Genomic DNA, 23,141 nt, shown 5'->3' with positions numbered 1-23,141 from the left:
TATGTTATCGCTTGAGATTGTTTGTAGTTTGAAGCATTTCGTCACTGGTGGTAATGATTTTTGAATTTGCATCATAGGCACGTTGACCGGTAATCAAATCTGTCAGTTCAACTACCAGTTCAACATTACTGAGTTCCACAAACCCCTGTCTCAGTGTCCCGAGCCCATCAATACCGGGAATCCCTTCAACCGGTTGTCCCGAACTGTCTGTTTCAAGATAGAGATTGTCACCCATGGCATGCAAACCGGCCGGATTTATAAAATTTGTTGTTTGAATCTGTCCTATCTGTGTTGCCTGCGTCTGTCCGGGCTGAATCACTGTCACTGTTCCGTCGGTACCGATATTGATATTTGTCGCATCAGGCGGAATTACAATCTGTGGTACCAGTGTGTATCCGTCACTGTTGACAATCGTTCCGTTTTGATCTATTTTGAAAGAACCGTTTTTAGAGTAAACCTGTGTCCCGTCAGGCAGTTCCATTTTAAAAAAACCTCTGCCCGTAATAGCCAGATCCAGATTGTTATCTGTCTGCTTTAAAGATCCTTCGGAGAATATTTTATTTATTGCCGTCGGACGGACACCTAAACCAACCTCAATTCCGGTAGGACTTTTAGTTGTATCACTGGTTGATGTTCCTGCATATTCCATCACATGATACATCAAGTCAGCAAATTCTGCACGGGATTTCTTAAACCCAATAGTGTTTACATTGGCAATATTATTGGCCGTCGTATCAATTTGTGTCTGCATCCCCAACATTCCTGTTGAAGCTGTATAGAGTGATTGCATCATTTTGTTCTATCCTTAATTTTATTTTATAAAATGAAGGGAACCGTTTGTCCCTTTCAGTACGCCAAAAGAAGTAATCCTTTTAGCTGCGTTAACACTGGGCTTCCTTCAGCAGGAAACCCACGCAACTGGTTGCTCTTAAAAAAGTCATGCTATGCTTTTTTCGCAAGTTTTTCTATTGCGTCTCTGTTCATGTCATTCATTTGCGCGTCCATTACCTTTTGGTACATTCCTACGAGTCTGTTTGTTTCTATGAGCTGTGTCATCATTTTTACTGCATTTACATTGCTTTTTTCCACAAAACCCTGTCTGACTGCACCACTTTGTTCAATACTTGTTAAAGAGTCTGTATTTGGAAGTTTATAAAGATTGTCTCCCTCTTTGATAAGATCTTTGATATTTTCAGGCTGGGCAATAAATAATTTTTTATTTTCCACCAGAGAGAGGCTGTTTGGAACATTGGTAAAAATCTGCCCATTTTTATCTACTTCTATAACACTGTCCATTGTCCCAAAACTGATTCCCTCTTTTGACTTCTGATAATCACTTGGAAGTACCTCATACCCCTGTTTGGTAATGAGCTTTCCTTCATCATTGAGGGTAAAAGCACCGTCACGGGTAAGGCGTATGCCCTCGGGGGTTTTTACTGCAAAAAACAATCCCTCTCGAGAAAGTGCAAAATCCAAAGAATTTGAACTTTTTTGCATATTTCCAACAGAATAGTCAGTATAAGAGTCTACTATCTGCGGTGCCCGTGTCATTGTTCTGTTGAGAAATGCCGCACCCTCTTTGGAATTGTCACTATTTGGAAGCTCATCTCTGGCCTCTTTATACAGCCGCATAAAATCACCGACAATAAGCTGATCTTCTTTAAAACCGTTTGTATTCACATTTGCCAAATTATTTGCAATGGTATCAAGTCTGTTAAACTGCGTTACCATCCCGGCAGCAGAACTGTAATAGCCTGTTTGCATTTATTGCCCCTGTATTGATTTACATGTAATAAGCAATGTCCGTTCCAACAAAATTTTATTCAGAAAAAAGCATCTGTTAAGAATATTTCGGTATAATCCACCTTTTAAAAACCTTAACTCAATTGGAGCACCCTCCCATATGACAGCAAAAGAACTCAACAAAGCTTTAGAGACCTTTTTTGAAGAGCACAAGTCCAAAGATTGTGTCACTTATGAATCTTTAATCGAATTTTTTGACAAACAGCCTACAGCTGCTCAGGCAAAAAATATTTATAAACTTCTCCAAAAACACAAAAAATGTATTTATACATCCAGCGAACATGCTAAAAAACTAAATGACCAGGAAGCAGAAGCACGCAGAAGCGCCCAGCGAAAAATGCTCGAAGACAATGAGACAGACAAATTTGATATTTTAAAAGAGCATGAACTTCTTGAATGGTCCCGCTCAGATTCTCCTGTTCGTATGTATCTTCGGGAAATGGGACAAATTCCACTTCTGACAAAAGAAGAGGAGATTGAAATTTCTAAAAAAATAGAAGCCGGAGAAAGCATCATTATAGATGCCATATGTTCTGTTCCCTATTTGATAGATTTCATTCTAGACTACAAAGAACCTCTTATTAACCGTGAAAGACGCGTCAAAGAACTCTTTAAAAGTTTTGAAGACGAAAAAGATGACGGAGATGATGATACAGATGATGACTCTGCAGAAAAAACATTGTCTGTAAAAGACAAAAGCAGAGTTGAAAAAGTATCTACAAGTTTCAAAGCTTTGGAAAAAGCGAAAAAAGACTGGGTAAAAGCCACAGAAAAAGCACCTGAAAATCTTGACGGAGAACTTACAGAAGAAATTGTGCATTACTACTTGACTGTAACATATAAAAAATCTGTACTCAAAGAAAAACTTCTTGACCTCGGACCTACTTCAAAGCTGATAAATGAATTGGTAAAAGCAATGGAAACAACACTCAAAAGTGATGAAGGGTACGATAAAGAGTTGAAACGTTTAGAGTACAAACTGCCTCTTTTTAATGCCACATTAAAAGCAAATCATAAAATTTTAGTGGAAAAGATTCAGGATCTGACAAAAGAAGATATTGCCAATATGGTGCCTGAGGCGACAATGGTTTCAACCTATATGGAAATTAAAAAACTGGTACAGACAAAAGAGGCTTCAAAAAACAGCTTTGATATGGAACCGGAAAAACTTGCTGATATTTTAGAGCAGATCAAACGCGGTAAAAATATCTCGGAAATTTCCAAAACAAAAATGGCAAAATCAAACCTGCGTCTTGTAGTTTCCATTGCCAAGCGCTATACCAATCGCGGTTTGCCTTTCCTCGACCTTATCCAGGAAGGAAATATCGGTCTTATGAAAGCAGTTGACAAATTTGAATATCAAAAAGGATACAAATTTTCAACCTACGCAACATGGTGGATTCGTCAGGCTATTTCCCGTGCTATTGCCGATCAAGCCAGAACAATCCGTATCCCTATTCATATGATTGAAACGATTAACCGTATCAATAAAATTATGCGTAAACACCTGCAGGAAAACGGAAAAGAGCCGGATGTTGATACAATTGCACAGGAAGTCGGCTTATCAGTTGAAAAAGTCAAAAATGTCATCAAAATCACCAAAGAGCCTATCTCTCTTGAAGCTCCTATCGGCAGCGAGGATGACGGCCGTTTTGGAGACTTTATAGAAGATAAAACATCTCTTTCTCCTTCTGATGCAATTTTAAAAGATGACTTGAGAATTCAGATTGAACAGGTTCTTGAGCAGTTAAACGAAAGAGAAAAAGCCGTTATCAAACTCCGTTTCGGAATTATGGATGATGAGAGTGACAGAACACTCGAAGAGATTGGGAAAGAACTCAGTGTAACCCGTGAGCGTGTTCGTCAAATTGAATCAAGTGCCATCAAAAAACTCAAACATCCTAAAGTTGGACGAAAACTCAAAAACTATATCGAAGAATAATGATGAATATGACATTGGAACAAAAATGGATAGAAAACGATTATAATCCATTTATTTTATTCCGTTCTAATGGAAAAATAATTTCTCTCAATACAGAAGCTCAGTTTCTACTGGGATCTGTCCAGCCCAGTGAACTTTTTAATCTTGCCCAAACCTATGCCAACATAACCTTTGGCTTCAAAACAACCTTTTTGGAACTGGAATACGGCAGATATAAATTTTTTGCCATTACGGTCGGCTATGAAGACGAAGAGTGTATAGGTATCAAACTCTACCAGGCACCAACCTACAAAATAAATACAAAAAAACCTGACGGTGAACTCACAAATATATTTACGATTACGGATTTGTGCATTGCTTCAAATTCCATCAGTTCCGAAATAAATTTTATTAAAAACTATGACCCGACTATTCCTGATGTTGTTGTCAATGCCAACAATTTAATCAAATTATTAAATTTTATATACAAAGCATCTCAAAAAAGCAGAGTTATTGAAACAAAAATTTCCTATATTGTTGGAGAATATATCAAGTTTCATGATAAAAAATATGGTCTTTTTTCTATCTCCGTTATAGCGGACAACATTGACAGTGAAATGTTGCCAGACATCAAAATGCTCGCTGATAAATATGATTTTTATGTAGAAATTACTAAAAAATCAATATCCATACATCTTCCAATCATAACACACTGATCTTTGCCCTTAAGCTAAAACTTCTTTAGAGACCAAAGCACCGGTTACAATTCCGATCAAAAGAGACGGAAGGTAATATGCCAACTCCAGTACTTCATTGTTCTTCAAAGCTATAAATCCTAATATAAGCAGTATATAGGGTATGATTCGTATAATGGAAACACTTCCTCTGAAGCCATGTTTTGCATTTTTCAGACTTAAAGTCTTTATTTTTGCTTTTTCTTCTTTGACAATCTGCTTTAAATCAAGCTCTTCTGCCGGAGTATTATTTATACTGTCGTCTTCGTAAAGTCCATGCGGATCATCTATTGTGTCAAGCAGATCTTTTTCGTCTTCATATTCTTTAGTATCAACCTTGTTCTGCACCATTTTTCTATAAGAAAAAGAGGAACCGAGTATAATCAAAAAAGCACTTAAGAATGCAATTTCGATATTGAGAAATATTTTTTGAGAATAAAAATATGTGATAAAAATCAGAATCTGTACCACAAAAAAAATACTAATAGTTTTTTTCACCGTAATCCTCATCCTCATCATCTTCAAGCTGTTTTTTTATCGCATATCTGTCTTCTTTTGCCAGTTTTTCAAATTCTTTGTATTGTTTTGAATATGCTTTGTAGATATTTAATATTGCTGCTGCAACTCCAATGAAAACACCTACCCAAAAAAGCCACTCGATACCTGTCCATCTTTTTAACAGCCAGCCAATACCGACACCCAACAGTACCGCCACAACCATGGAGATACCCAAAGAGAGACTGTCTGCTGCCTCTACAATAGGCTTTATTCTTGGTTTGCGTTGCCCCGGGGCATTCTCTCTGGCTTCGCTATTCACCTTGTCCTGCGTGTCATCAGACATTTGTTATTTCCTTAAATACTTCGGCACTCGCCTGTATTGTATTTTCTATCATTTCATCGGTAATTGCCGTGGAAATAAATCCTGTTTCATACAAAGAACAGGCAAAGTAGTGTCCGCGCTCAAGCATGCCGGTATGAAACTTTGCAAAAAGTTCTGCATCACTCTTTGCTGCATCACTAAAGTTTTTTACAGGTTTGTCATTAAAGAAAAAACCGAACATTGAACCTCTTGTATCTATCTGCATAGGTATATTGTACTTTGCAGCGGCCCTTTGCATCCCTTCAACCAGTCTTTTGGCTCTTTCGTTTAAAACATCAATCACTCTTGCATTGTTTTTGAGTTTCATCAGAGCAGTATATCCTGCTGCCATTGCCACAGGATTGCCGCTTAAAGTTCCGGCCTGGTACACAGGACCTTCAGGTGAGAGCATTGCCATTATCTCTGCGCGCGCACCAAAGGCACCGACCGGCATACCGCCGCCTATCACCTTTCCGAGTGTTACTATGTCAGGTTTTACCCCTGTTATGGACTCGGCACCGTGAACACTTGCGCGAAATCCGCTCATCACTTCATCAAACAAAAGCAGAGTACCGTGTTCGTCACAAAGCTTTCTGAGTGCATGCAAAAACTCTTTGTCAGCCGGGACAAGTCCCATATTGCCTGCAATTGGTTCTATAATCACACAGGCAATATTGTCGGAGTCCGCAAAACATTTTTTGACACTCTCTATATTGTTGTATTCCGCCAAAAGGGTATGCTTTGTAAAATCAGCCGGAACACCGGGACTTGAAGGATTCCCAAAAGTCGCCGCACCGCTTCCCGCTTCGACCAAAAGAGCATCACTGTGTCCGTGATAGCATCCTGTAAACTTCACAATATCATCACGCCCTGTAAAGCCGCGTGCCAAACGAATAGCACTCATAACAGCTTCTGTTCCACTGCTTACAAAACGTACTTTGTCAATTGAGTCAAAAAAGCCGACAACAAGCTTTGCAAGTTCTGTCTCTGCCAATGTCGGTGCGCCAAAGCTCAAACCATGCTTTACAGCATCAATAACAGCAGCTTCTATAGCTTCATCACGATGTCCAAAAAGTAAAGGTCCCCAACTTTGGACATAATCAATATACTCATTCCCGTCTACATCTTTCAAGTAGGCGCCTTTGCCCTCAGTGATAAACAGAGGTGTTGTACCCACACTCTTAAATGCTCTTACCGGTGAATCAACCCCACCCGGGATTAAACGCTGTGCCTCTTCAAATGCTTTTTGTGATGCCTCTGTATTCATTTGCAACCTTGTATCTCTATTTTTTTATAATTATATCTAAGTATTGCTAAACGACAGCAACACTATTAATATTGATTTGATATAATCTCACAAATTAAATAATGGATTATTTTTGAACAGATCTTCTTTTGCCTTTTTCGTTGCTTTACTGATACATCTGCTTCTGTTTTTGCTTTTGTGGATAGTGTGGACTTTTACACCGGATACAGAAAAAAAAGCAGTTCCCAAAGAAAAAAGAATTAAAATATCTCTCAAAGAGATGCCAAAGAAGCATAAAAAATCAGGAATAACAAAACAAAAGCCCAAACCTTCGCCCATTGTTCCGCCAATGCCAAAAGGTTCCCAGCTTAAAAAAATAGTAAAACAAAAAACTGTAAAATATGAACCAAAGAAAACACCCAGAAAACCAAAATTAAACAAGCCGAAAAAAACAAAAAAAATCATCAAAAAAACAGTGAAACAGCCAAAGGTCAAACCTCTTCCGACAAAAAAATCCTATATTCCTTTAGAAAAAAAAGCCCAACCAAAAAAAATAAAAAAGCCAGAGGAAAAGCCAAAAAAACTCTCCTGGCTTTATGAAGACAAATCTGCCCAGGAAACAAAAAGTGTCAGGAAAAAAGCCACACACAACAACAGTAATATTTCTCAAAATATCAAAAAACTCTACGGCGATGAATTTGGCAAACTTACACCAGGACAACAGCAGTATATTTTAGATAATCAGGAGATTATGCGTAGAATTACCCAACAGGTCCTTAATCGTGTTGCAAGAGTCAATATCCCACGGGGTTTACATGTAAACAGAAGTAATGTAATAGAATTCTACCTGCATCCAAACGGAGATATGACAGGTTTTCGCTTTATTTCCAAGAGTGGCTACTATATTCTTGATGATACAACCAAAGAGACTATAGAGTATGCCTACAGCAGATACCCAAGACCAAAAGAGACAACGCTGATACGATACAATGTATTTTATAATCTAGCAGGATATTAAGCCAGGCACTTAAGCTGTTTGTGCGGCCAACAGTTTCAAGGCACCTTTATATATCGGCTCATCAATAAACCCATACTCTTCATCTACAAAACCGGTAATACCCTCATCACGATGCATCTCAAAGAGTTTCACAATGATTTTTGCCCTTTTTAGCTCTTCTTCTGTATCTACAAATATTTTATGTACAAGTTTCACCTGTCCCGGTGAGATACAGGCTTTTGCATCATATCCCATCTCTTTTTCAAGCAGTAACCATTGTTCAAAAGTTTTTAAATCTTCAAATTCCTGAAACACAAAGGAAACAGGTTTTACTTTCATAGCTCTGGCTGTAACTAAAAAATGTGCAAGCATATATTTCACAGTCGGATTTTGCAGATTAATCAAACTCTGTGAAAGCCCCATATCGGCAAACAAATCTAAAATTCCAAGATAAAACACCCCTACCCTTTTGTTTATTTTCAAAGAAGAAAGATTATGCCAGGCCTGGGCTGTTTCTATAGAAAGATGCAAGTCTATGTCATCATGCAAAAGAGCCAGTACATTTTTTACTTCTTCTTTGTTTTTAATTTTTGGTACACGGACAGCATCAGGCATAAACTGATTAAGATAGGCAATTTCATCATAGCCACCCTTATCCAAAGCATTCACCCGAACAACCAGTTTCTTGTCACTCTTTTTAAGTTGAGAGAGAAAAACAGCTGCCAAAGCGAGAGCAAAAGGTTTGTCTTCTTTGCTTACACCATCTTCCAGATTTAACATAATGCACTCTGCTTCAAGACTTTCTATTTTAGAAAGATGTTTAATATTATGACAAGAAAGCATCAATACTGATTTAAAACTGTTTTTTTTGTTGATGTGGCGAAATGTTGGCACAGCCAAAGCATCAAGTGCAGCCAAGTCCCTGTTTTCGTACGCTTGTGTAATTTTACTTAACATCTTTTTTCTTTTTATCGTTTTTGTGCAGATACAGATACAATGCCTGAATTTCTTCTGTCGTTAAAAAATATCTCGGCATGCCTCTTTTCCTTTGGTTTAAAACTCTATAAAAACTATCGAACTCAATGTTGTTAATTCTTGGGCCGACAAAACTTTTTTTCTTTTTTTTATGCATATAGTCAGCTATGACTTTCCCTTCCCCGTTCTCTCCGTGACAATTTTGACAGCCTATGCCTCTTGGGTTTTTATAAAGTTGTGAAGCATATTCCATCGGTGTTATAAAAGTGCTTGAAGCGTATACAAACAGGGGAATCATTAAAAAAAAGATATGTTTCATCATTAGCCTAATATTATTTTAAAAGGGTATAATATCAAAAAATTTATTTAAGAGGTTTAAATGCAGATTCTTGATGGGAAAGCACTTGCAAAAAAAATTGAAAACAATGTGGCAGATGAAGTTGCCAAATTAAAAGCACAAACAGACAGAACTCCAGGACTTGCCGTAATACTTGTAGGGCAGGATCCTGCAAGCCAGGCATATGTCAGCATGAAGAAAAAAGCCTGTGACAGAGTCGGTTTTTACTCAGTCAGCCATGAAATGCCAGAAGACATTTCTCAAGATGCGATAGAAAATACCATCAAAATGATGAATCAAAACCCAAATATTGACGGAATACTTGTGCAGCTTCCTCTGCCTCCGCAAATAGATACAACAAAAATTCTTGAACTTGTTGATCCTGCAAAAGATGTTGACGGTTTTCATCCCTACAATGTAGGACGCCTTGTCACAAATCTGGACGGTTTTGTACCCTGCACACCACTTGGTGTAATGGAACTTTTACAAGAGTATGACATTGATGTAAAAGGAAAGAACTGTTGTGTTGTCGGTGCTTCGAATATTGTCGGAAAACCTATGGCTGCTCTTTTGCTCAACGCAGATGCTACTGTTGAAGTATGTCATATATTTACAGATGACTTAAAAAAACATACATTAAATGCAGATATTATTCTTGTCGGTGTCGGCGTTATTAATCTTATCAAAGAAGATATGGTAAAAGACGGTGCCATCATCATAGATATAGGGATCAACAGAGCAGACAACGGCAAACTTGTCGGTGATGTGGATTTTGAAAATGTAAGTAAAAAATGCTCATACATCACACCTGTTCCCGGCGGTGTCGGACCGATGACTATTGCAATGCTTTTGAGCAATACTCTCAAAGCCGCAAAACTCAATGCACAAGACAAAGATTAATTCAATGAAAAAAATCTTACATAAAGCATATAAATGGTCAAACTCCTGGACAGGGACTGTTGTCATTGTTCTTTTTACTATCTTTTTTGTTGCCCAGGCTTTTCGTATTCCAAGCGGCAGCATGAAAGACTCCCTTCTGATCGGAGACCACCTTTTTGCCAAAAAATTTGCGTACGGTATTCCTATGCCCTATATTCCGTTTTTGGAAATTCCCATTATTCCATGGAGCAAAGAGTTGAAAATTGTTGATGGAGATACCCCAAAGCACGGTGATATCGTCATTTTCAGATACCCCGGAAATATTAAACAGCATTTTGTAAAACGCTGTGTTGCTCTTCCCGGAGACGAATTGTTTGTTGCTGATAAAAACCTGTTTCTACACTTTAAAGAAGGTGACGAATGGATTAAAAAGAATTATAAAGATTATGAAATAGCAATTTTTGACGGTAAACTGTGGGTAAAAAATCCTTATATGAAAAAACATCCCGGTATTCATCATGACCCGAAAATCGTAAATAACGGGCGTTTTCCGATACAGATTTTTTATGTAAACCCGCTCAAAGTCGAAAAAAATCATTATTTTATGATGGGTGACAATCGTGACCACTCCAATGACAGCCGTTTCTGGGGAAGTGTTCCTTATGAAAATATTGAAGGAACCCCCTGGTTTATCTATTTCTCAATTGACAAAGATTATAAAATTCGATGGGACAGAATAGGAAAAACACCTGCCGACCTGGAAAAACCGGAGCACTTAAAAAAAGCAATACAAGAAAGAGAAAAAGAAGACAAAGAATATTATGGACTCACTTGATTTATTAAAAATAGCAGCTGCCGTTTTAGCACTTGCTGTTGCAATTATCGGACACGAAATTATGCATGGCTGGGTTGCTTACATGTACGGTGACATGACAGCCAAAAATGCAGGGCGTTTAACAGTAAACCCAATTTCACACATAGATCTTGTCGGAACTGTCATAGTGCCTGCTACTATGTACTTTTTACCAATGCTGTTAGGCTCGGACGGCGGTATTTTGTTCGGTTGGGCAAAGCCTGTTCCGATCAATACCTTTACTGTCATAAACAGAGGTGGATATAATGCCGCTATGCAGGTGGACTTGGCAGGTATTGTCTATAATTTCACTATGGGTGCAGTCGCAGCAATTACTCTGACTGCTATGAGTACACCGACAACTGCCGACTCTCTGTTTTATATATTTTTCTATATATTTATATACCAACTGCTTATTATCAATATAGTTTTAGGCGTATTTAACCTGCTGCCTATTCCCCAGTTTGACGGTGGGCATTTTTTAATGCATCTTGCGTTAAAATATAAAATAAATTCTATTGCAGAGTTTTATTACAAATATGACAGATACGGGATTGTTATTGTACTTATTATTTTAATGACCCCGTTAAATCAATATGTACTTTTTATGCCGGTGCAGGCAATTATACATTTGTTACTATCTTAGAGGAGAGAAAATGAAATTTTATATAGGTACCGACCATGCAGGTTTAGAACTGAAGAACTGGACAGTAGAGCTTTTACAATCCAAAGGACATGAAGTAATTGATTTTGGACCATATAGTGCAGACAGAGTGGACTACCCTGATTATGCGCACAAGGTTGCAACGGCGGTTTTGGAAGATGAAAACTCCCAAGGTATTTTAATCTGCGGGAGCGGAATCGGTATGAGTATGGCAGCCAACAGGCATCACGGTATTCGTGCTGCACTGTGCCATGATGCTTATACTGCAACCGTAGCACGCGGACACAATGATGCAAATATCTTATGTTTTGGTGAGAGAATTGTCGGAAAAGGTGTTGCTGAATCTATCATTGATGCATGGATAGCTGGAAGCTTTGAAGGTGGCCGTCACATTGCCAGAGTAGCAAAAATAGAAACACTCTAACAAATAACATTCAAGGAAAAGCTATGTTTGGAGAATGGTCACTTTTAACAATACTCTCTATTGTCTCTATCTATTTATTTGTAAAAATGTTTTATTTCAAAAGCATTACAAATAAGGAACAAAGAAGCAATGACTTAATGAAATTAACGCTTCAGGAGGCAGAAATTTTAATTCGAAAGTACCAGATTCAACTCCAGCGTGCTCTTGGAAATGTCGATATATTAAGCGAAGAACTGACAAAACTCAGAAATGAGTTAAAGGTTTTAAAACAAAGAAATGCAAAACACAGACAGGAAGTAGACAGACTCAATGCAAAGATTAAAGCACTGGAAAGTCGTATTGACGCACTTTTATAAGGATGAAAATGATAACACTAAGTAAAACTGAAAAAAAAATCCTGGAAAACTCAATCAGAGATATACAAGATTTTCCAAAACCGGGGATTGTGTTCAAAGATATCACTACTTTACTCAACAACAAAGAGGCATATGCTGTTTTGATGAATCATCTTTACCAAAGATATAAAGAGTATAATCTTGAATATATTGCCGGTATTGATGCCAGAGGTTTTATATTCGGTGCGGCTTTAGCGCAAATGCTCGGAATTGGATTTGTGCCTATTCGCAAAAAAGGAAAACTTCCCTACACAACCATTAGCGAAAAGTATGCGCTCGAATACGGAGTGGATGAAATCGAAGTTCATATAGATGCTTTTGGAAATGAAAAGGGTGCAAGAGTCCTCGTAATAGATGATTTAATAGCTACAGGCGGTACAGCAAATGCGGCTGCCACACTTGTCAACCAGACAGGTGCCATATGTATCGAATGTTGTTTTATTATAGGACTTGCCTTCCTTGACGGCATAAAAAAACTACAAGAAAAAACTGATGTATATTCAGTGATAGAGGTTAACTAATGATGTATATTCCCAGCCCTTCAAAATATGATCCTGACGAAAACGGACATTTTGGAATTTTCGGTGGTCGCTATGTTCCTGAAACACTTATGCCGGCACTTCTTCAACTCAAAGTTGAATATGAAGCTATTCGTTTTGATGAAGAGTTCTGGAAAGAGGTCGACTACTATCTAAAAGATTATGTAGGGCGCCCGAGTCCTCTTTTTTATGCCGAAAATATTTCTAAAGAAATCGGTGCAAAGGTTTATCTCAAACGTGAAGACTTAAATCATACAGGTGCTCATAAGGTCAACAATGTTATTGCACAGGGTTTGATGGCAAAACGCTTAGGTTATAAAAAAGTCATTGCTGAGACCGGTGCGGGACAGCATGGTGTGGCAACAGCAACCATTGCAGCACTGCTTGATTTGGAGTGTGAAATATTTATGGGTGCAAAGGATGTAGAGCGCCAAGAACTGAATGTTTTTCGTATGAAACTTCTTGGTGCAAAGGTCAATGCTGTTGAGAGTGGCAGCAGAACACTTAAAGATGCAATGAATGATGCCATCCGTCACTGGGTCACCAATGCAAGAGATACCTTTTACATCATAGGAACAGTCGCCGGTCCACACCCCTACCCTATGATGGTACGCGACTTTCAGGCAATTATCGGCTGGGAGGCAAGAGCACAGATTTTACAAAAAGAGAACAGACTGCCCGATTATGTGCTTGCCTGCATAGGAGGAGGCAGCAATGCCATCGGTATGTTTCAACACTTTTTAGATGACAAAGAGGTGCAATGTATCGGTATTGAAGCCGGTGGACTTGGCTTAGATACAAACAAACACGGCTGTTCTTTGGAAAAAGGGCGTCCAGGTATTTTGCATGGTCAGATGAGCTATCTGCTCCAAGACGAAGACGGACAGGTTCTTGAAGCGCATTCAATCAGTGCGGGACTTGACTACCCGGGCATTGGACCTGAACATGCTTTTCACAAAGACAACAAATCAGTTTCATATGACAATGTCACAGACCAGGAAGCCCTGGATGCTTTTGTATGGCTTTCTCAAAAAGAGGGAATCATTCCGGCATTTGAAAGTTCCCATGCAGTCGCCTATTTGAAAAAGATGCCTGATATAAAAGACAAACTCATCATCGTCAACCTCTCAGGCCGCGGAGACAAAGATATGATTCAGGCAAAAGATATTTTACATTTTGACTAATTGAAACTAGGCAATAAAGATTTTTCCATATCTTTGTTGTTTTGCTTCATAAAGAGCATATTTGGCTCTTTCTATCACATTTTTCATCTCATCATTTTCCATAAAACTGGTAATTCCAAATGCAATTTCAAGATTTGATTTTTCAATTGATTCTGCTCGAGAAAGTGCTGCACTCATTTTTTTAATAAACACTTCAGATAATTTTTCACTGGTATTTGTCAATATAAGAATAAAATCTGAGCCTTCCCATCTTGCCAACACATCTGATTTACGAATTAACTTTTTCAATTCTTTTGCAAAAAGTGATATAAGTTTTTCTCCATGATACAAACCAAACATACCAATAATTTTATTAATATTAATAAGAGAAAAATAGACTATAGTTGTATCTGTTTGATAACGGTTATAATAGTCTATTTGATATTTTAGAATAACTTGCATTTGCATTTTTGATGTTAATTTTGAAAGTTGATCAACGGTTGCAAGATTAGCAAGTTTATCCATTCTTAATCTATATTCCTGAAGTTTTGTAAATACTTCACAATGATAGGATACTCTGTCAATTATTTCCAAAGAGGCAAAAGGTTTTTTTATATAATCACATCCACCGGCTTTGAAACATTTATCAAGCTTCTCTTTACTGTATAGTTCTGCACTGTCTATAAAAACAGTCGGAATTTTCACAGAACTGTCAAAATTACTTTCAAATATTGTTTGAGTTAAGTCCAGATAATTAATACTTGTATTTACCAAAACAAGATTATATTCATCTATATTTTTTTTCAAAATATTAAATTCATTTAAATTCAGCACTGCCTTACATGTAAACTCATGTTTCTCTAATAATGAATTTAAAACATCAAAATTGTGCTGATTCACTTCTAGTATTAAAATTTGTTTTTTTATCATATGTGTATACTATCATAAAATTAATATTTTATTCTTTATTGGCTAATATTTTGCTATGATATAGAAAAATAAATTTACAAAATGGAACACTATGAATATAAAATTAATTACCGAAAAAGCATATAATGCAAAAAACAATGTGAGTGTAGAATTCGTCATGCCTCAAAATCTGGGCACACACAGATACTATAAACTGCTTAACAAGTCAGGTTTCAAAGCCAAACAAGATACTCTGTGCTCTTTGTACGAAAAGAACATACTTGTGTGCGGCATTGAAGAGAGCAGCGCTGACAATATTCGCAGTGCGGCAGCTACAGCAATAAAATCTTTAAAAACATCAAACTATAAATCTGCGAGCATTGCAGTAGAAAAAAGCAATATAAAAGCTGTTGTAGAAGGTTTGGTCCTTGGCGGATATGAGTTTAACAAATACAAAACAAAAAATGAGAAACAAAAACTTAAAAATATTTACCTTACATGTAAAGATATAGCAGAGCTAAAAGATGCTTTTGAAGAAGCTGTAATAATTGCTGATGCAACCTGTTATACGCGTGATATAGTAAATATTGCTCCTGATGATTTGAATCCGCCTACTTTTGCAAAACTGGCAAAGAAACTGGCACGTGAAAATTCTCTTGAATGCACTGTTTTAGGACATAAAGAACTCAAAAAAGAAAGATGTGAGGCAATGCTTGCAGTCGGTCGCGCTTCGTGTCATGATACAAAACTGATTCACCTGGCATACAAACCAAAAAATCCGAAGAAAATTATATCTCTTGTCGGAAAGGGTCTGACCTATGACAGTGGCGGACTCAGTCTGAAACCTGCAACCTCAATGGTAACAATGAAAATGGACAAAGCCGGAGCCTGTGCAGTGCTGGGTATCATTAAGGCAGTCAGTGAATTAAAACTCAATATTGAAGTACACGCTTTTGTCGGTGCCGTTGAAAATATGATAGGCGGAAATGCCTACAAACCTGATGATGTTTTAACTTCTCGCAAAGGCGATACGATAGAAGTGAGAAACACAGATGCAGAGGGTCGCCTGGTGCTTGCGGATGTGCTTGATTACGCACAGGAAAAAGTTCAAGCAGATTATCTGTTTGATTTTGCAACGCTTACGGGTGCCTGTATGGTAGCTCTTGGACAGTATACAACAGGTGTTATGGGGCATTCCAACAGACTCAGACATGACATTTCCAAAGCTTCAGGCAGAGCCGGAGAGTTGACAGCTTCCCTGCCGTTTAACAAGTATTTGAAAAAACAGCTCAAAAGTGAAATAGCCGATATCTGTAATATTTCAAACAAGCCTTATGGCGGAGCTATTACAGCCGGACTTTTTTTAGACAACTTCATCAAAGAAGAAAACAAAGACAAATGGCTGCACTTTGACATAGCCGGAAGCGCCTATACTGAGAGTCCCTGGGATGTCAATGTATATGGCGGAACCGGTGCAGGTGTCCGTTTTATGAGTGAGTTTTTAAAAAGTATAAAATAAATATGCTATAATTCCGGTATATTTTAAAAAAGGAGAGAGAATGTCACTAAAAGAACTGTTTCTTGCAACTGCATTAGCATTGTTTCACAGCTCAAAACCGTGTCATTGCCATCTCTTCTTTACCATTAAATCAAAATTGATGGTTTTACTCAACCACTATATTCCGAGATGCCCGTTTTATACGGTATGTTTCGCATTTCGCCGCAGCGGTATTCACCCTCCCCTTTCAATATCCTAATCATTTAATCAAAAAACTTTATAAAAACAAATACAAATATTGTCAGAAATGACTTAAATCAAAGGATATTGTTATGTCAAAAAATACGTATGTAGTAGGATTTCCAAGAATCGGAGAACAAAGAGAACTGAAATTTGCCCTTGAGAGCTATTGGGCAAAAAAAAGCAGCTTTAGTGAAGTTGAAAAAGTAGCAAAAACATTGAAGCAAAGACACTGGAACTATCAAAATAATGCAGGTATAGAATATATCAGCACAAATGATTTTTCCTTTTATGACAACATGCTTGATATGGCAGTCACATTAAATGCTGTGCCAAAGCGCTTTACACATCTGCAGGGGGAAGAACGCTATTTTGCAATGGCAAGAGGCAACAAAGATGCCCTAGCGATGGAGATGACAAAATGGTTTAATACAAACTACCACTACATCGTTCCTGAATTATCACTTGAAGATGAGTACGAATTAAATGCCGATAAAATCATATCAGAATATAAAGAAGCAAAAAAACAGGGGTTTACATGTAAAATTAACATCATAGGACCATTGACATTTTTAGGGCTTTCAAAAAGAGCAGACGGTGGTGATACTTATGAATTGTATTCTAAAATTTTGGCTGTATATGAAGATCTTCTTCAAGAAATAGCCAAACTTGATGAGAGTGTTACTTTGCAAATTGATGAACCTATATTTGTAAAAGATCTTGAGACAACAGTGCTGAGCCTTATAAAACCGACCTATGACAAACTTGCCAATGTTTCTAAAAATATAAAAATTGCAGTTGTAACATATTTTGAACACTCATGCGAAGCAACAAAAATTCTTTTGCATACTCCTGTTTGGGCTCTTGGACTTGATTTTTTATATGGCAAAGAAAACTTTGATTCACTTGAACTCATTGCCAAATCTGACAAAATGCTTATTGCAGGCGTAGTTGACGGAAGAAACATTTGGAAAAACGATATTGAGAAGAGTGTCAATCTGCTTAATAGCATCGCTTTACATGTAAACAAAAATAATATCCTGGTTTCTTCTTCCTGTTCTTTGCTGCATGTACCCTTTAGCCTGAAATATGAAGAGAAAATGAATCCTGAAATAAAAAATTGGCTAAGTTACGGTATCGAAAAACTTGATGAAATTGCGCTTATCAGTAAAATATTTTTTCACTCTCAAGAAGCATTAGGTGCAAATGAGCTTCAGTTTTTAAAAGAAAACCAAGAAGCAAACATTTCCAGAAGAACTTCAAAACTGATTCATGATGAAAAAGTACAAGAGAGAATCAACAATATTGACAAATATGAACGTGATGGAAAATACGAACAGAGAATAAAACTTCAAAAAGAAAAACTGCAATATTTGCCACTTGCTACAACAACTATCGGTTCATTTCCGCAAACACCTGAAATAAGACATGCCAGACGGGAATATAAAAATGGCAATTTGGATGAAAAAAGCTATGAAAATGAGATGAAAAAATATATAGATGACTGTGTAGCTTTCCAAGAAGAGTGCGGACTTGAAATTTTGGTCCATGGTGAACCAGAGCGCAATGATATGGTTGAATACTTTGGAGAACAGCTTCAGGGTTATGGCTTTTCCCAAAACGGCTGGGTGCAGAGCTATGGAAGCCGCTGTGTGAAACCGCCTTTTATTTATGGTGATATATCCCGTCCAAAACCAATGACAGTAGAGTGGATCACCTATGCACAGAGCAAAACAAAAAAAATAATGAAAGGTATGCTCACAGGCCCTGTCACGATTTTAAACTGGTCATTTGTGCGGGATGATATGGAGCGTAGTGAAGTCAGCAAACAAATTGCACTTGGAATCAGTGACGAAGTAGATGATTTGCAAAAAGCCGGTATACAAATAATTCAGGTTGACGAAGCTGCATTTAAAGAGGGATATCCTTTGAGAAAAGCAAAAGTGCAAGAGTATGAAGATTGGGCTGTAAGAGACTTCAAGCTTTCGGTAAGCTGTGCAAAACAAGAGACACAGATTCATACACATATGTGCTACAGTGAATTTAATGACATTATTGCAACCATAGAAGCTATGGATGCGGACGTTATCTCAATAGAAACGGCGAGAAGCGGAAATGAACTGCTGAAAATTTTTGCAAAAGTCGGCTATAAACAGGAAGTAGGTCCAGGTGTTTATGATATTCATTCGCCAAGAATTCCATCTGTAGAAGAGATTGTCACACAGATTCATTCTCTCTTAGAGGTACTTCCAAAAGAGCAGTTATGGATAAATCCTGACTGTGGACTTAAAACACGTAAATGGGAAGAAGTGAAGCCCTCTTTGAAAAATATGGTAGAAGCTGTAAAAATTGTCAGAAAAACATTAGGCTAAAGCTGGAAGTCCATTATTTTTGGACTTCTCTCTTTAGTTGTGTTTCTATGGACTTAATCTTTGAAGTCAGTCTGTTTTTCGTGTTTTTACGTATATCAAATTTTAGTGAAGAATAGACTCTGTCACAACCGCTTACCTGCTCATACGCAAGTTCAATGATGTCTAAAGCCTCACGCATTGTCTTTGTTTCTACAACTGTTCCCATCGGGGTGAGTTGGTATGCTACGCCGCTTTTATCTATAGCGTCTACTATCTTAGCCACCTGTTTTGATACGGAACTGCCATCTCGACAGTTATCAGATGTCGGAAACATTGAAAATTCTAAAAGTACACTCATTTATTCATCCTTTAACTTTTAACCTATTGTACCACTCTTAATTTTAAATTTACTTAGATATAATTTCAAAAAATATTTCTAAAGGGTTATCATGGGATTAGCAATAGGCTTAGTCGGACTTCCAAACGTCGGTAAATCAACAACTTTTAATGCACTAACAAAGGCACAAAACGCGGAGGCAGCCAACTACCCATTTTGTACAATAGAGCCAAACAAGGCTGTTGTGCCTGTTCCTGACAAAAGACTGCATGAACTTGCAAAAATAGTCAATCCTGAAAGAATTCAATATTCTACTATTGATTTTGTTGACATCGCAGGGCTTGTAAAAGGTGCCAGCAAAGGCGAAGGTCTTGGAAACAAATTTCTTTCAAACATACGCGAGACAGAAGTGATTTTACAGATTGTCAGATGTTTTGAAGATGAAAATATTGTACATAATGAAGGAAGCATTGATCCTCTGCGTGACGTTGAAATCATCGAAGGTGAATTGATTTTGGCTGATATTGAAGTGCTTGCAAATCGAATCGAGAGACTTAAAAAGCAGGCAAAAGCTGATAAAAGTGCAAAAACTGTTTTAGAAATGGCGGAAGAGCTTTTAGAGTTTCTGGGTGAAGGGAATTTAGCACGCAACTTTGAAAAAGCCGACTCTGATGAGTATCGCCAGCTTAACCGTGAAGTGCGTTTTTTAACCGACAAAGAGATTATGTACGGTGCAAATACAGACGAAGACGGATTGCTAGAAGACAACGAATACGTAAAAGCGCTTCGTGAACATGCGCAAAAGAACAATTGTGAACTCATTAAACTGTGTGCAAAAGTTGAAGAAGAGCTTATAGGTCTTGAAGATGAAGAAGCACAGGAATTTTTAACAGATTTGGGTGTAGAAGAATCTGGACTTGAACAAATCATACATAAAGGCTTTGACAAACTCGGTCTTATGAGCTACTTTACAGCAGGAGTCAAAGAGGTACGTTCCTGGACAATCAGAAAAAATTCAACTGCTCCAAAAGCAGCTGCAGCCATCCATAACGACTTTGAAAAAGGTTTCATACGTGCCGAAGTGATTGCCTATGAAGATTTTATAGCCTGCGGCGGTGAAGCAAAAGCCAAAGAAGCCGGAAAAATGAGATTGGAAGGAAAAGAGTATATTGTTCAAGACGGTGATATTATGCACTTCAGATTTAATGTGTGATGTAAGGAATATATAAACTTTTAAACAAATCAGCCTAGAATAAAGTCTAGGTTCCGAAAAACCTAATCAGTTTTTTCGGAACCCGTACTTTAGTGCGGGCTTTGTGCCTATAAAGACTAGACTGAAACCTTGTTTCTAAAAAACTTAACGCTTAGAGTTAATATGAAATTTGCTTTTTATTTTGTAGCAAATTTATAGTCTAAACCAACCCAGATTTTTTGAATGTCGTTTGTATATCCTGCAACTGTACCTTTTGAATAATCAGCATACTTTAAAAGACCTGTTAAGTTATTTACTCCAGGAATTTTATTTGTATATACTGCATCAAACTCAGAACCTAAGTCATCGAGCCCACCCATCGTTTTATCCGCTGTAAATGTGTGATAGACTGCAAGCAACTTGCCAAGACCTTTTGCAGTATAGCCTAAACGGACATTAAAATCTTTTAAACCGCCGAGTGGTCCGCTGTTTCCTACATAAAAGACATCCGCCCAACCGTTAAATTTATGATTTGTTCCCAGCATAGGGTTAAAGTTTGTTTTTCCGTCTGTTCCGGTAGTACCACTTAAAAACTCATAATTAACACCGGCTAGAATACCGTTTACATTTGCACCCAAATCCAAATTATAGTAAGAAGCATCTGCTTTTCCGTTACTGTTATGGATTTCCATAGTAGAATCTTTTTGTAAAGCATATTCAGCACGGTAGCTGAGTTTTGCCATACCTGTCTTTACTTTTCCTGTCAATGCAATACCGTAAGTATCATGTGCACCGGCTATCATATAGTCATATGCAGTTACTTTCAGTTCCGGCATTACTTTATATGCAGCATGTACGAGCACACTGTTCGTATCAGCAGTCGGTCCGGCGATTACACCCTGAAAACCATAAACCCACGCAACTAATACTGAAAGATTCTTAATAGAATTATTTGCAACAAACACTGTATCATAAGAACGTTCGAACTGTCTCCAGCCGACTGTGCCGATAAATCTTTGGTTGTCAAGATTTATTTGACTGCGCCCTACATGTACTGTTGTTTTATCAACACTGTAATTAATTTCAGCATTTGAAATCATTGCCTGTTGAGGGTCCATCACCACTGAATATGGTTTTGTTCCGTCTGTATAAGATGTTCCATTCCAGTTGTACTCATGCGAGCCTAAATTATTTACAGAAATCATACCAATACTTGCAGAAAGACCATCTACACCAAGGAGATTCGCTGTTGCTGTTAATTTTGTACGTACAGTATATGCACTCGCATTTGTCGTTGTTGCTTTTCCGTCATCAACACTCTCATAACGAGGACGAATTTGGCCTTTTAGTTTAATATTGTCTAAAATATTAATCCCGTCTGCACTTGCACTTACACTTAATCCACCGATTACTAATGGCAATGCTGCCATTGAAAGTAGTAATTTTTTCATTTCTCTTCCTTTTTTAAATTCACATAAATTATAACTTATATAACTTATGTAATTCTTGATATAAATCAAGTTTTTAGATTTACTCCTTGTTTTCCTGCGCAACAGGTGTAATCGGTTCCCCTCTCTCTTCTTCTATCTTTGCACGGTGTTCTGCCATAAGAACTCTGATTTCATCCATAACAAAAGGAGGCACATTGTCATCTTTTTGCCATTTCACTTCATCAATGTATCCACCATAGTCATCACCGAGTTTTTCAATGTTTTTTTCAAACTCATCCATATCAAAGCAAATTTCACTTCTACCGTCTGCTTCATCTTTAAGTTCTATAAACCATTTTCCGGTATCATCCAGTTTGATAGTAGCTGTAAAAATAACTGCCATTACTCAACTCCGTCAGGATTACTCAGGCTTTTTGCAAACTCTTGCAACTGAGAATCTTTTTTCTTTAAATCCCCATGGTACACGACTCTGTCAATCTCAACATTTTCATCTTTGAGTAGATTTGGCACGGCATCTGATTCATTAATCACTTTTATATTTGCATCGAGTTCATCTTCTGAATATGCCATCTGCATATCAGCCGCAATCACATGAGGAATAGCCTCTATCACTTTCAGTTTTCCAAGCTCTTCACTGACATCTTTACCTTCTATAGTGATGATAATACGGCCTTTTTCATCATGTAAATGATAATCACAAACCTCACACTCTTTTAAACTCTGCACCACTTCATCTAAAAACTTCGGTACTGTCTGTACCACTATACTTGAAACATTCATATTATCTTTTCCTTAATTTTATTTTATAAAATGAAGGAAACCTCCTTCATTCTTTTATTACGATGCCAGAAGTAATTCTGTCATCTACGCTAACGCTATGTTTCCTTCAGCAGGAAGCTCATTGCACTAGTGCAACTACAATTTAACTGTAAATTATTTTTCTTATTCTTTCGTTCTTTTCACTTCTCATTTTATCATATAATCTTTGATATTTTAACTTTGTTGCATAAGAAACGGGACTTCTGAGTGATTTGTATTCAACCAGCTCGCCTTTTTTATAGACACCCGAAACAAGAGCCTCAACCCAGTAAAAACCTCTATCTTTTCTGAGATTTTTTACTACGCCTTTCCACTGTTTTCCGGCTTTTATAGTATTCCACAAATCTTCAAATGTTGCATCCGGCATATCAGGATGCCTCACGATACTGTGGGGTTTACCGATGATTTCATTTTGAGAATATCCGCTTATTTCACAAAATGTTTCATTTGCATAGGTGATTCTCCCTGATAAATCTGTTCTTGAAATTATTAATTCATCTTGGGGAACTTCAGTTTCAACTAAAAATTCACTTTGTGTAAACTCCATCATCTATT

At 37.4% G+C, this 23,141-nt stretch carries 27 protein-coding genes; 14 read left to right on the top strand and 13 right to left on the bottom strand.

The window, feature by feature from the left end:
- Window positions 1–4: 4 nt before the first annotated feature.
- Together flgG and MNY28_RS01815 are read right to left on the bottom strand one after the other, a co-directional pair.
- Window positions 5–793, bottom strand: a complete 789-nt coding sequence (gene flgG, locus MNY28_RS01820; protein ID WP_151900371.1) for a flagellar basal-body rod protein FlgG — start codon at window positions 791–793, stop codon at window positions 5–7.
- Between the two features lie 149 nt (window positions 794–942).
- Complete coding sequence (locus MNY28_RS01815) at window positions 943–1,764, bottom strand: flagellar hook-basal body protein (RefSeq protein WP_346388734.1); 822 nt, start codon at window positions 1,762–1,764, stop codon at window positions 943–945.
- A gap of 139 nt (window positions 1,765–1,903) precedes the next feature.
- On the opposite strand from MNY28_RS01815, the gene rpoD reads away from it, so the two are divergent.
- Both rpoD and MNY28_RS01805 read left to right on the top strand, forming a co-directional pair.
- Window positions 1,904–3,745, top strand: coding sequence for an RNA polymerase sigma factor RpoD (gene rpoD, locus MNY28_RS01810; RefSeq protein ID WP_151900373.1), 1,842 nt, complete (start codon window positions 1,904–1,906; stop codon window positions 3,743–3,745).
- Complete coding sequence (locus tag MNY28_RS01805) at window positions 3,745–4,440, top strand: hypothetical protein (protein ID WP_346388733.1); 696 nt, start codon at window positions 3,745–3,747, stop codon at window positions 4,438–4,440. Before rpoD ends, MNY28_RS01805 begins: the two co-directional genes overlap by 1 nt.
- A 9-nt stretch (window positions 4,441–4,449) precedes the next feature.
- Here the strand turns inward: MNY28_RS01805 and MNY28_RS01800 are convergent, their stop codons facing one another.
- From MNY28_RS01800 to hemL, 3 genes are read right to left on the bottom strand one after another with little or no spacing between them, the layout of a single operon-like run.
- Complete coding sequence (locus tag MNY28_RS01800; protein ID WP_188109948.1) at window positions 4,450–4,956, bottom strand: hypothetical protein; 507 nt, start codon at window positions 4,954–4,956, stop codon at window positions 4,450–4,452.
- The gene (locus MNY28_RS01795) at window positions 4,940–5,299 is read right to left on the bottom strand and encodes an AtpZ/AtpI family protein (RefSeq protein ID WP_346388732.1); all 360 of its coding nucleotides are present in this window, start codon (window positions 5,297–5,299) and stop codon (window positions 4,940–4,942) included. The genes MNY28_RS01800 and MNY28_RS01795 overlap by 17 nt, the downstream gene beginning before the upstream one ends.
- On the bottom strand, window positions 5,292–6,584 hold the full coding sequence (gene hemL, locus MNY28_RS01790) for a glutamate-1-semialdehyde 2,1-aminomutase (protein ID WP_346388731.1): 1,293 nt from the start codon (window positions 6,582–6,584) through the stop codon (window positions 5,292–5,294). The genes MNY28_RS01795 and hemL overlap by 8 nt, the downstream gene beginning before the upstream one ends.
- Before the next feature lie 112 nt (window positions 6,585–6,696).
- On the opposite strand from hemL, the gene MNY28_RS01785 reads away from it, so the two are divergent.
- Window positions 6,697–7,581, top strand: a complete 885-nt coding sequence (locus tag MNY28_RS01785; protein ID WP_346388730.1) for a hypothetical protein — start codon at window positions 6,697–6,699, stop codon at window positions 7,579–7,581.
- Window positions 7,582–7,590: 9 nt separating this feature from the next.
- Here MNY28_RS01785 and MNY28_RS01780 read toward each other — a convergent pair whose 3' ends face one another.
- Both MNY28_RS01780 and MNY28_RS01775 read right to left on the bottom strand, forming a co-directional pair.
- On the bottom strand, window positions 7,591–8,517 hold the full coding sequence (locus MNY28_RS01780) for an aldolase/citrate lyase family protein (RefSeq protein WP_346388729.1): 927 nt from the start codon (window positions 8,515–8,517) through the stop codon (window positions 7,591–7,593).
- Window positions 8,507–8,854, bottom strand: a complete 348-nt coding sequence (locus MNY28_RS01775; RefSeq protein ID WP_346388728.1) for a cytochrome c — start codon at window positions 8,852–8,854, stop codon at window positions 8,507–8,509. Before MNY28_RS01775 ends, MNY28_RS01780 begins: the two co-directional genes overlap by 11 nt.
- 60 nt (window positions 8,855–8,914) lie before the next feature.
- Between MNY28_RS01775 and folD the strand changes: the two genes are divergently transcribed.
- Genes folD through trpB form a run of 7 tightly spaced genes read left to right on the top strand, consistent with a single transcriptional unit; the run spans window position 8,915 to window position 13,810 of the window.
- Window positions 8,915–9,772: a bifunctional methylenetetrahydrofolate dehydrogenase/methenyltetrahydrofolate cyclohydrolase FolD gene (folD, locus tag MNY28_RS01770; protein ID WP_151900379.1), complete on the top strand. Its 858-nt coding sequence runs from the start codon at window positions 8,915–8,917 to the stop codon at window positions 9,770–9,772.
- Between the two features lie 4 nt (window positions 9,773–9,776).
- Window positions 9,777–10,586: a signal peptidase I gene (gene lepB, locus MNY28_RS01765; protein ID WP_151900380.1), complete on the top strand. Its 810-nt coding sequence runs from the start codon at window positions 9,777–9,779 to the stop codon at window positions 10,584–10,586.
- Window positions 10,573–11,250 carry a site-2 protease family protein gene (locus tag MNY28_RS01760; protein ID WP_346388727.1) on the top strand — a complete coding sequence of 226 codons (678 nt, stop codon included), beginning with the start codon at window positions 10,573–10,575 and terminating at the stop codon, window positions 11,248–11,250. The genes lepB and MNY28_RS01760 overlap by 14 nt, the downstream gene beginning before the upstream one ends.
- 10 nt (window positions 11,251–11,260) lie before the next feature.
- Window positions 11,261–11,692, top strand: coding sequence for a ribose 5-phosphate isomerase B (rpiB, locus tag MNY28_RS01755; protein ID WP_151900382.1), 432 nt, complete (start codon window positions 11,261–11,263; stop codon window positions 11,690–11,692).
- A 23-nt stretch (window positions 11,693–11,715) separates the two neighbouring features.
- Window positions 11,716–12,048, top strand: coding sequence for a hypothetical protein (locus MNY28_RS01750; protein ID WP_151900383.1), 333 nt, complete (start codon window positions 11,716–11,718; stop codon window positions 12,046–12,048).
- An 11-nt stretch (window positions 12,049–12,059) separates the two neighbouring features.
- Window positions 12,060–12,608, top strand: a complete 549-nt coding sequence (locus MNY28_RS01745; protein ID WP_346389031.1) for an adenine phosphoribosyltransferase — start codon at window positions 12,060–12,062, stop codon at window positions 12,606–12,608.
- A 2-nt stretch (window positions 12,609–12,610) separates the two neighbouring features.
- A complete protein-coding gene (gene trpB, locus MNY28_RS01740) occupies window positions 12,611–13,810 on the top strand; it encodes a tryptophan synthase subunit beta (RefSeq protein ID WP_151901520.1) in 1,200 nt (399 codons plus the stop codon).
- Between the two features lie 6 nt (window positions 13,811–13,816).
- Here trpB and MNY28_RS01735 read toward each other — a convergent pair whose 3' ends face one another.
- Window positions 13,817–14,719, bottom strand: a complete 903-nt coding sequence (locus tag MNY28_RS01735; protein WP_346388726.1) for a diguanylate cyclase — start codon at window positions 14,717–14,719, stop codon at window positions 13,817–13,819.
- Between the two features lie 91 nt (window positions 14,720–14,810).
- Between MNY28_RS01735 and MNY28_RS01730 the strand changes: the two genes are divergently transcribed.
- The 3 genes from MNY28_RS01730 (at window position 14,811) to metE (ending at window position 18,808) form a co-directional block, all read left to right on the top strand.
- Entirely contained in the window at window positions 14,811–16,217 is a 1,407-nt protein-coding gene (locus MNY28_RS01730) for a leucyl aminopeptidase (protein WP_346388725.1), read from the top strand.
- A 40-nt stretch (window positions 16,218–16,257) separates the two neighbouring features.
- Window positions 16,258–16,455 carry a hypothetical protein gene (locus MNY28_RS01725; protein WP_151900385.1) on the top strand — a complete coding sequence of 66 codons (198 nt, stop codon included), beginning with the start codon at window positions 16,258–16,260 and terminating at the stop codon, window positions 16,453–16,455.
- A 73-nt stretch (window positions 16,456–16,528) separates the two neighbouring features.
- Window positions 16,529–18,808, top strand: a complete 2,280-nt coding sequence (metE, locus tag MNY28_RS01720) for a 5-methyltetrahydropteroyltriglutamate--homocysteine S-methyltransferase (protein ID WP_346388724.1) — start codon at window positions 16,529–16,531, stop codon at window positions 18,806–18,808.
- 13 nt (window positions 18,809–18,821) lie between these two features.
- Here the strand turns inward: metE and MNY28_RS01715 are convergent, their stop codons facing one another.
- On the bottom strand, window positions 18,822–19,145 hold the full coding sequence (locus MNY28_RS01715; RefSeq protein WP_151900387.1) for an MTH1187 family thiamine-binding protein: 324 nt from the start codon (window positions 19,143–19,145) through the stop codon (window positions 18,822–18,824).
- 91 nt (window positions 19,146–19,236) lie between these two features.
- Between MNY28_RS01715 and ychF the strand changes: the two genes are divergently transcribed.
- Entirely contained in the window at window positions 19,237–20,337 is a 1,101-nt protein-coding gene (ychF, locus tag MNY28_RS01710; protein WP_346388723.1) for a redox-regulated ATPase YchF, read from the top strand.
- 176 nt (window positions 20,338–20,513) lie between these two features.
- Here ychF and MNY28_RS01705 read toward each other — a convergent pair whose 3' ends face one another.
- The 4 genes from MNY28_RS01705 to MNY28_RS01690 all read right to left on the bottom strand — a co-directional run bounded on the left by MNY28_RS01705 (window position 20,514) and on the right by MNY28_RS01690 (window position 23,133).
- Window positions 20,514–21,767, bottom strand: coding sequence for a hypothetical protein (locus MNY28_RS01705; protein ID WP_151900389.1), 1,254 nt, complete (start codon window positions 21,765–21,767; stop codon window positions 20,514–20,516).
- Window positions 21,768–21,846: 79 nt separating this feature from the next.
- Window positions 21,847–22,149: a hypothetical protein gene (locus MNY28_RS01700; protein ID WP_346388722.1), complete on the bottom strand. Its 303-nt coding sequence runs from the start codon at window positions 22,147–22,149 to the stop codon at window positions 21,847–21,849.
- Complete coding sequence (locus MNY28_RS01695; protein ID WP_151900391.1) at window positions 22,149–22,547, bottom strand: chaperone NapD; 399 nt, start codon at window positions 22,545–22,547, stop codon at window positions 22,149–22,151. Before MNY28_RS01695 ends, MNY28_RS01700 begins: the two co-directional genes overlap by 1 nt.
- Window positions 22,548–22,689: 142 nt before the next feature.
- Window positions 22,690–23,133 (bottom strand): PAS domain-containing protein, encoded by a 444-nt coding sequence (locus MNY28_RS01690; RefSeq protein WP_151901521.1) that lies wholly within the window; start codon window positions 23,131–23,133, stop codon window positions 22,690–22,692.
- Window positions 23,134–23,141 lie beyond the last annotated feature (8 nt).

The sequence above is a fragment of the Sulfurimonas sp. NWX367 genome (assembly GCF_039667065.1).
In the GTDB taxonomy this organism is placed as follows: domain Bacteria; phylum Campylobacterota; class Campylobacteria; order Campylobacterales; family Sulfurimonadaceae; genus Sulfurimonas; species Sulfurimonas hydrogeniphila.
The sequence above is the reverse complement of the archived record's forward strand: the minus strand, read 5'-3'. Positions and strand labels throughout refer to the sequence as shown.

Bases quoted from the DNA above. Each gene is read 5' to 3' on its own strand.
- flgG (WP_151900371.1), bottom strand. From the start codon at position 793: ATGATGCAATCACTCTATACAGCTTCAACAGGAATGTTGGGGATGCAG.
- MNY28_RS01815 (WP_346388734.1), bottom strand. From the start codon at position 1,764: ATGCAAACAGGCTATTACAGTTCTGCTGCCGGGATGGTAACGCAGTTT.
- rpoD (WP_151900373.1), top strand. From the start codon at position 1,904: ATGACAGCAAAAGAACTCAACAAAGCTTTAGAGACCTTTTTTGAAGAG.
- MNY28_RS01805 (WP_346388733.1), top strand. From the start codon at position 3,745: ATGATGAATATGACATTGGAACAAAAATGGATAGAAAACGATTATAAT.
- MNY28_RS01795 (WP_346388732.1), bottom strand. From the start codon at position 5,299: ATGTCTGATGACACGCAGGACAAGGTGAATAGCGAAGCCAGAGAGAAT.
- hemL (WP_346388731.1), bottom strand. From the start codon at position 6,584: ATGAATACAGAGGCATCACAAAAAGCATTTGAAGAGGCACAGCGTTTA.
- MNY28_RS01780 (WP_346388729.1), bottom strand. From the start codon at position 8,517: ATGTTAAGTAAAATTACACAAGCGTACGAAAACAGGGACTTGGCTGCA.
- MNY28_RS01775 (WP_346388728.1), bottom strand. From the start codon at position 8,854: ATGAAACATATCTTTTTTTTAATGATTCCCCTGTTTGTATACGCTTCA.
- folD (WP_151900379.1), top strand. From the start codon at position 8,915: ATGCAGATTCTTGATGGGAAAGCACTTGCAAAAAAAATTGAAAACAAT.
- lepB (WP_151900380.1), top strand. From the start codon at position 9,777: ATGAAAAAAATCTTACATAAAGCATATAAATGGTCAAACTCCTGGACA.
- MNY28_RS01760 (WP_346388727.1), top strand. From the start codon at position 10,573: ATGGACTCACTTGATTTATTAAAAATAGCAGCTGCCGTTTTAGCACTT.
- rpiB (WP_151900382.1), top strand. From the start codon at position 11,261: ATGAAATTTTATATAGGTACCGACCATGCAGGTTTAGAACTGAAGAAC.
- MNY28_RS01750 (WP_151900383.1), top strand. From the start codon at position 11,716: ATGTTTGGAGAATGGTCACTTTTAACAATACTCTCTATTGTCTCTATC.
- trpB (WP_151901520.1), top strand. From the start codon at position 12,611: ATGTATATTCCCAGCCCTTCAAAATATGATCCTGACGAAAACGGACAT.
- MNY28_RS01735 (WP_346388726.1), bottom strand. From the start codon at position 14,719: ATGATAAAAAAACAAATTTTAATACTAGAAGTGAATCAGCACAATTTT.
- MNY28_RS01730 (WP_346388725.1), top strand. From the start codon at position 14,811: ATGAATATAAAATTAATTACCGAAAAAGCATATAATGCAAAAAACAAT.
- MNY28_RS01725 (WP_151900385.1), top strand. From the start codon at position 16,258: ATGTCACTAAAAGAACTGTTTCTTGCAACTGCATTAGCATTGTTTCAC.
- metE (WP_346388724.1), top strand. From the start codon at position 16,529: ATGTCAAAAAATACGTATGTAGTAGGATTTCCAAGAATCGGAGAACAA.
- MNY28_RS01715 (WP_151900387.1), bottom strand. From the start codon at position 19,145: ATGAGTGTACTTTTAGAATTTTCAATGTTTCCGACATCTGATAACTGT.
- ychF (WP_346388723.1), top strand. From the start codon at position 19,237: ATGGGATTAGCAATAGGCTTAGTCGGACTTCCAAACGTCGGTAAATCA.
- MNY28_RS01705 (WP_151900389.1), bottom strand. From the start codon at position 21,767: ATGAAAAAATTACTACTTTCAATGGCAGCATTGCCATTAGTAATCGGT.
- MNY28_RS01700 (WP_346388722.1), bottom strand. From the start codon at position 22,149: ATGGCAGTTATTTTTACAGCTACTATCAAACTGGATGATACCGGAAAA.
- MNY28_RS01695 (WP_151900391.1), bottom strand. From the start codon at position 22,547: ATGAATGTTTCAAGTATAGTGGTACAGACAGTACCGAAGTTTTTAGAT.
- MNY28_RS01690 (WP_151901521.1), bottom strand. From the start codon at position 23,133: ATGGAGTTTACACAAAGTGAATTTTTAGTTGAAACTGAAGTTCCCCAA.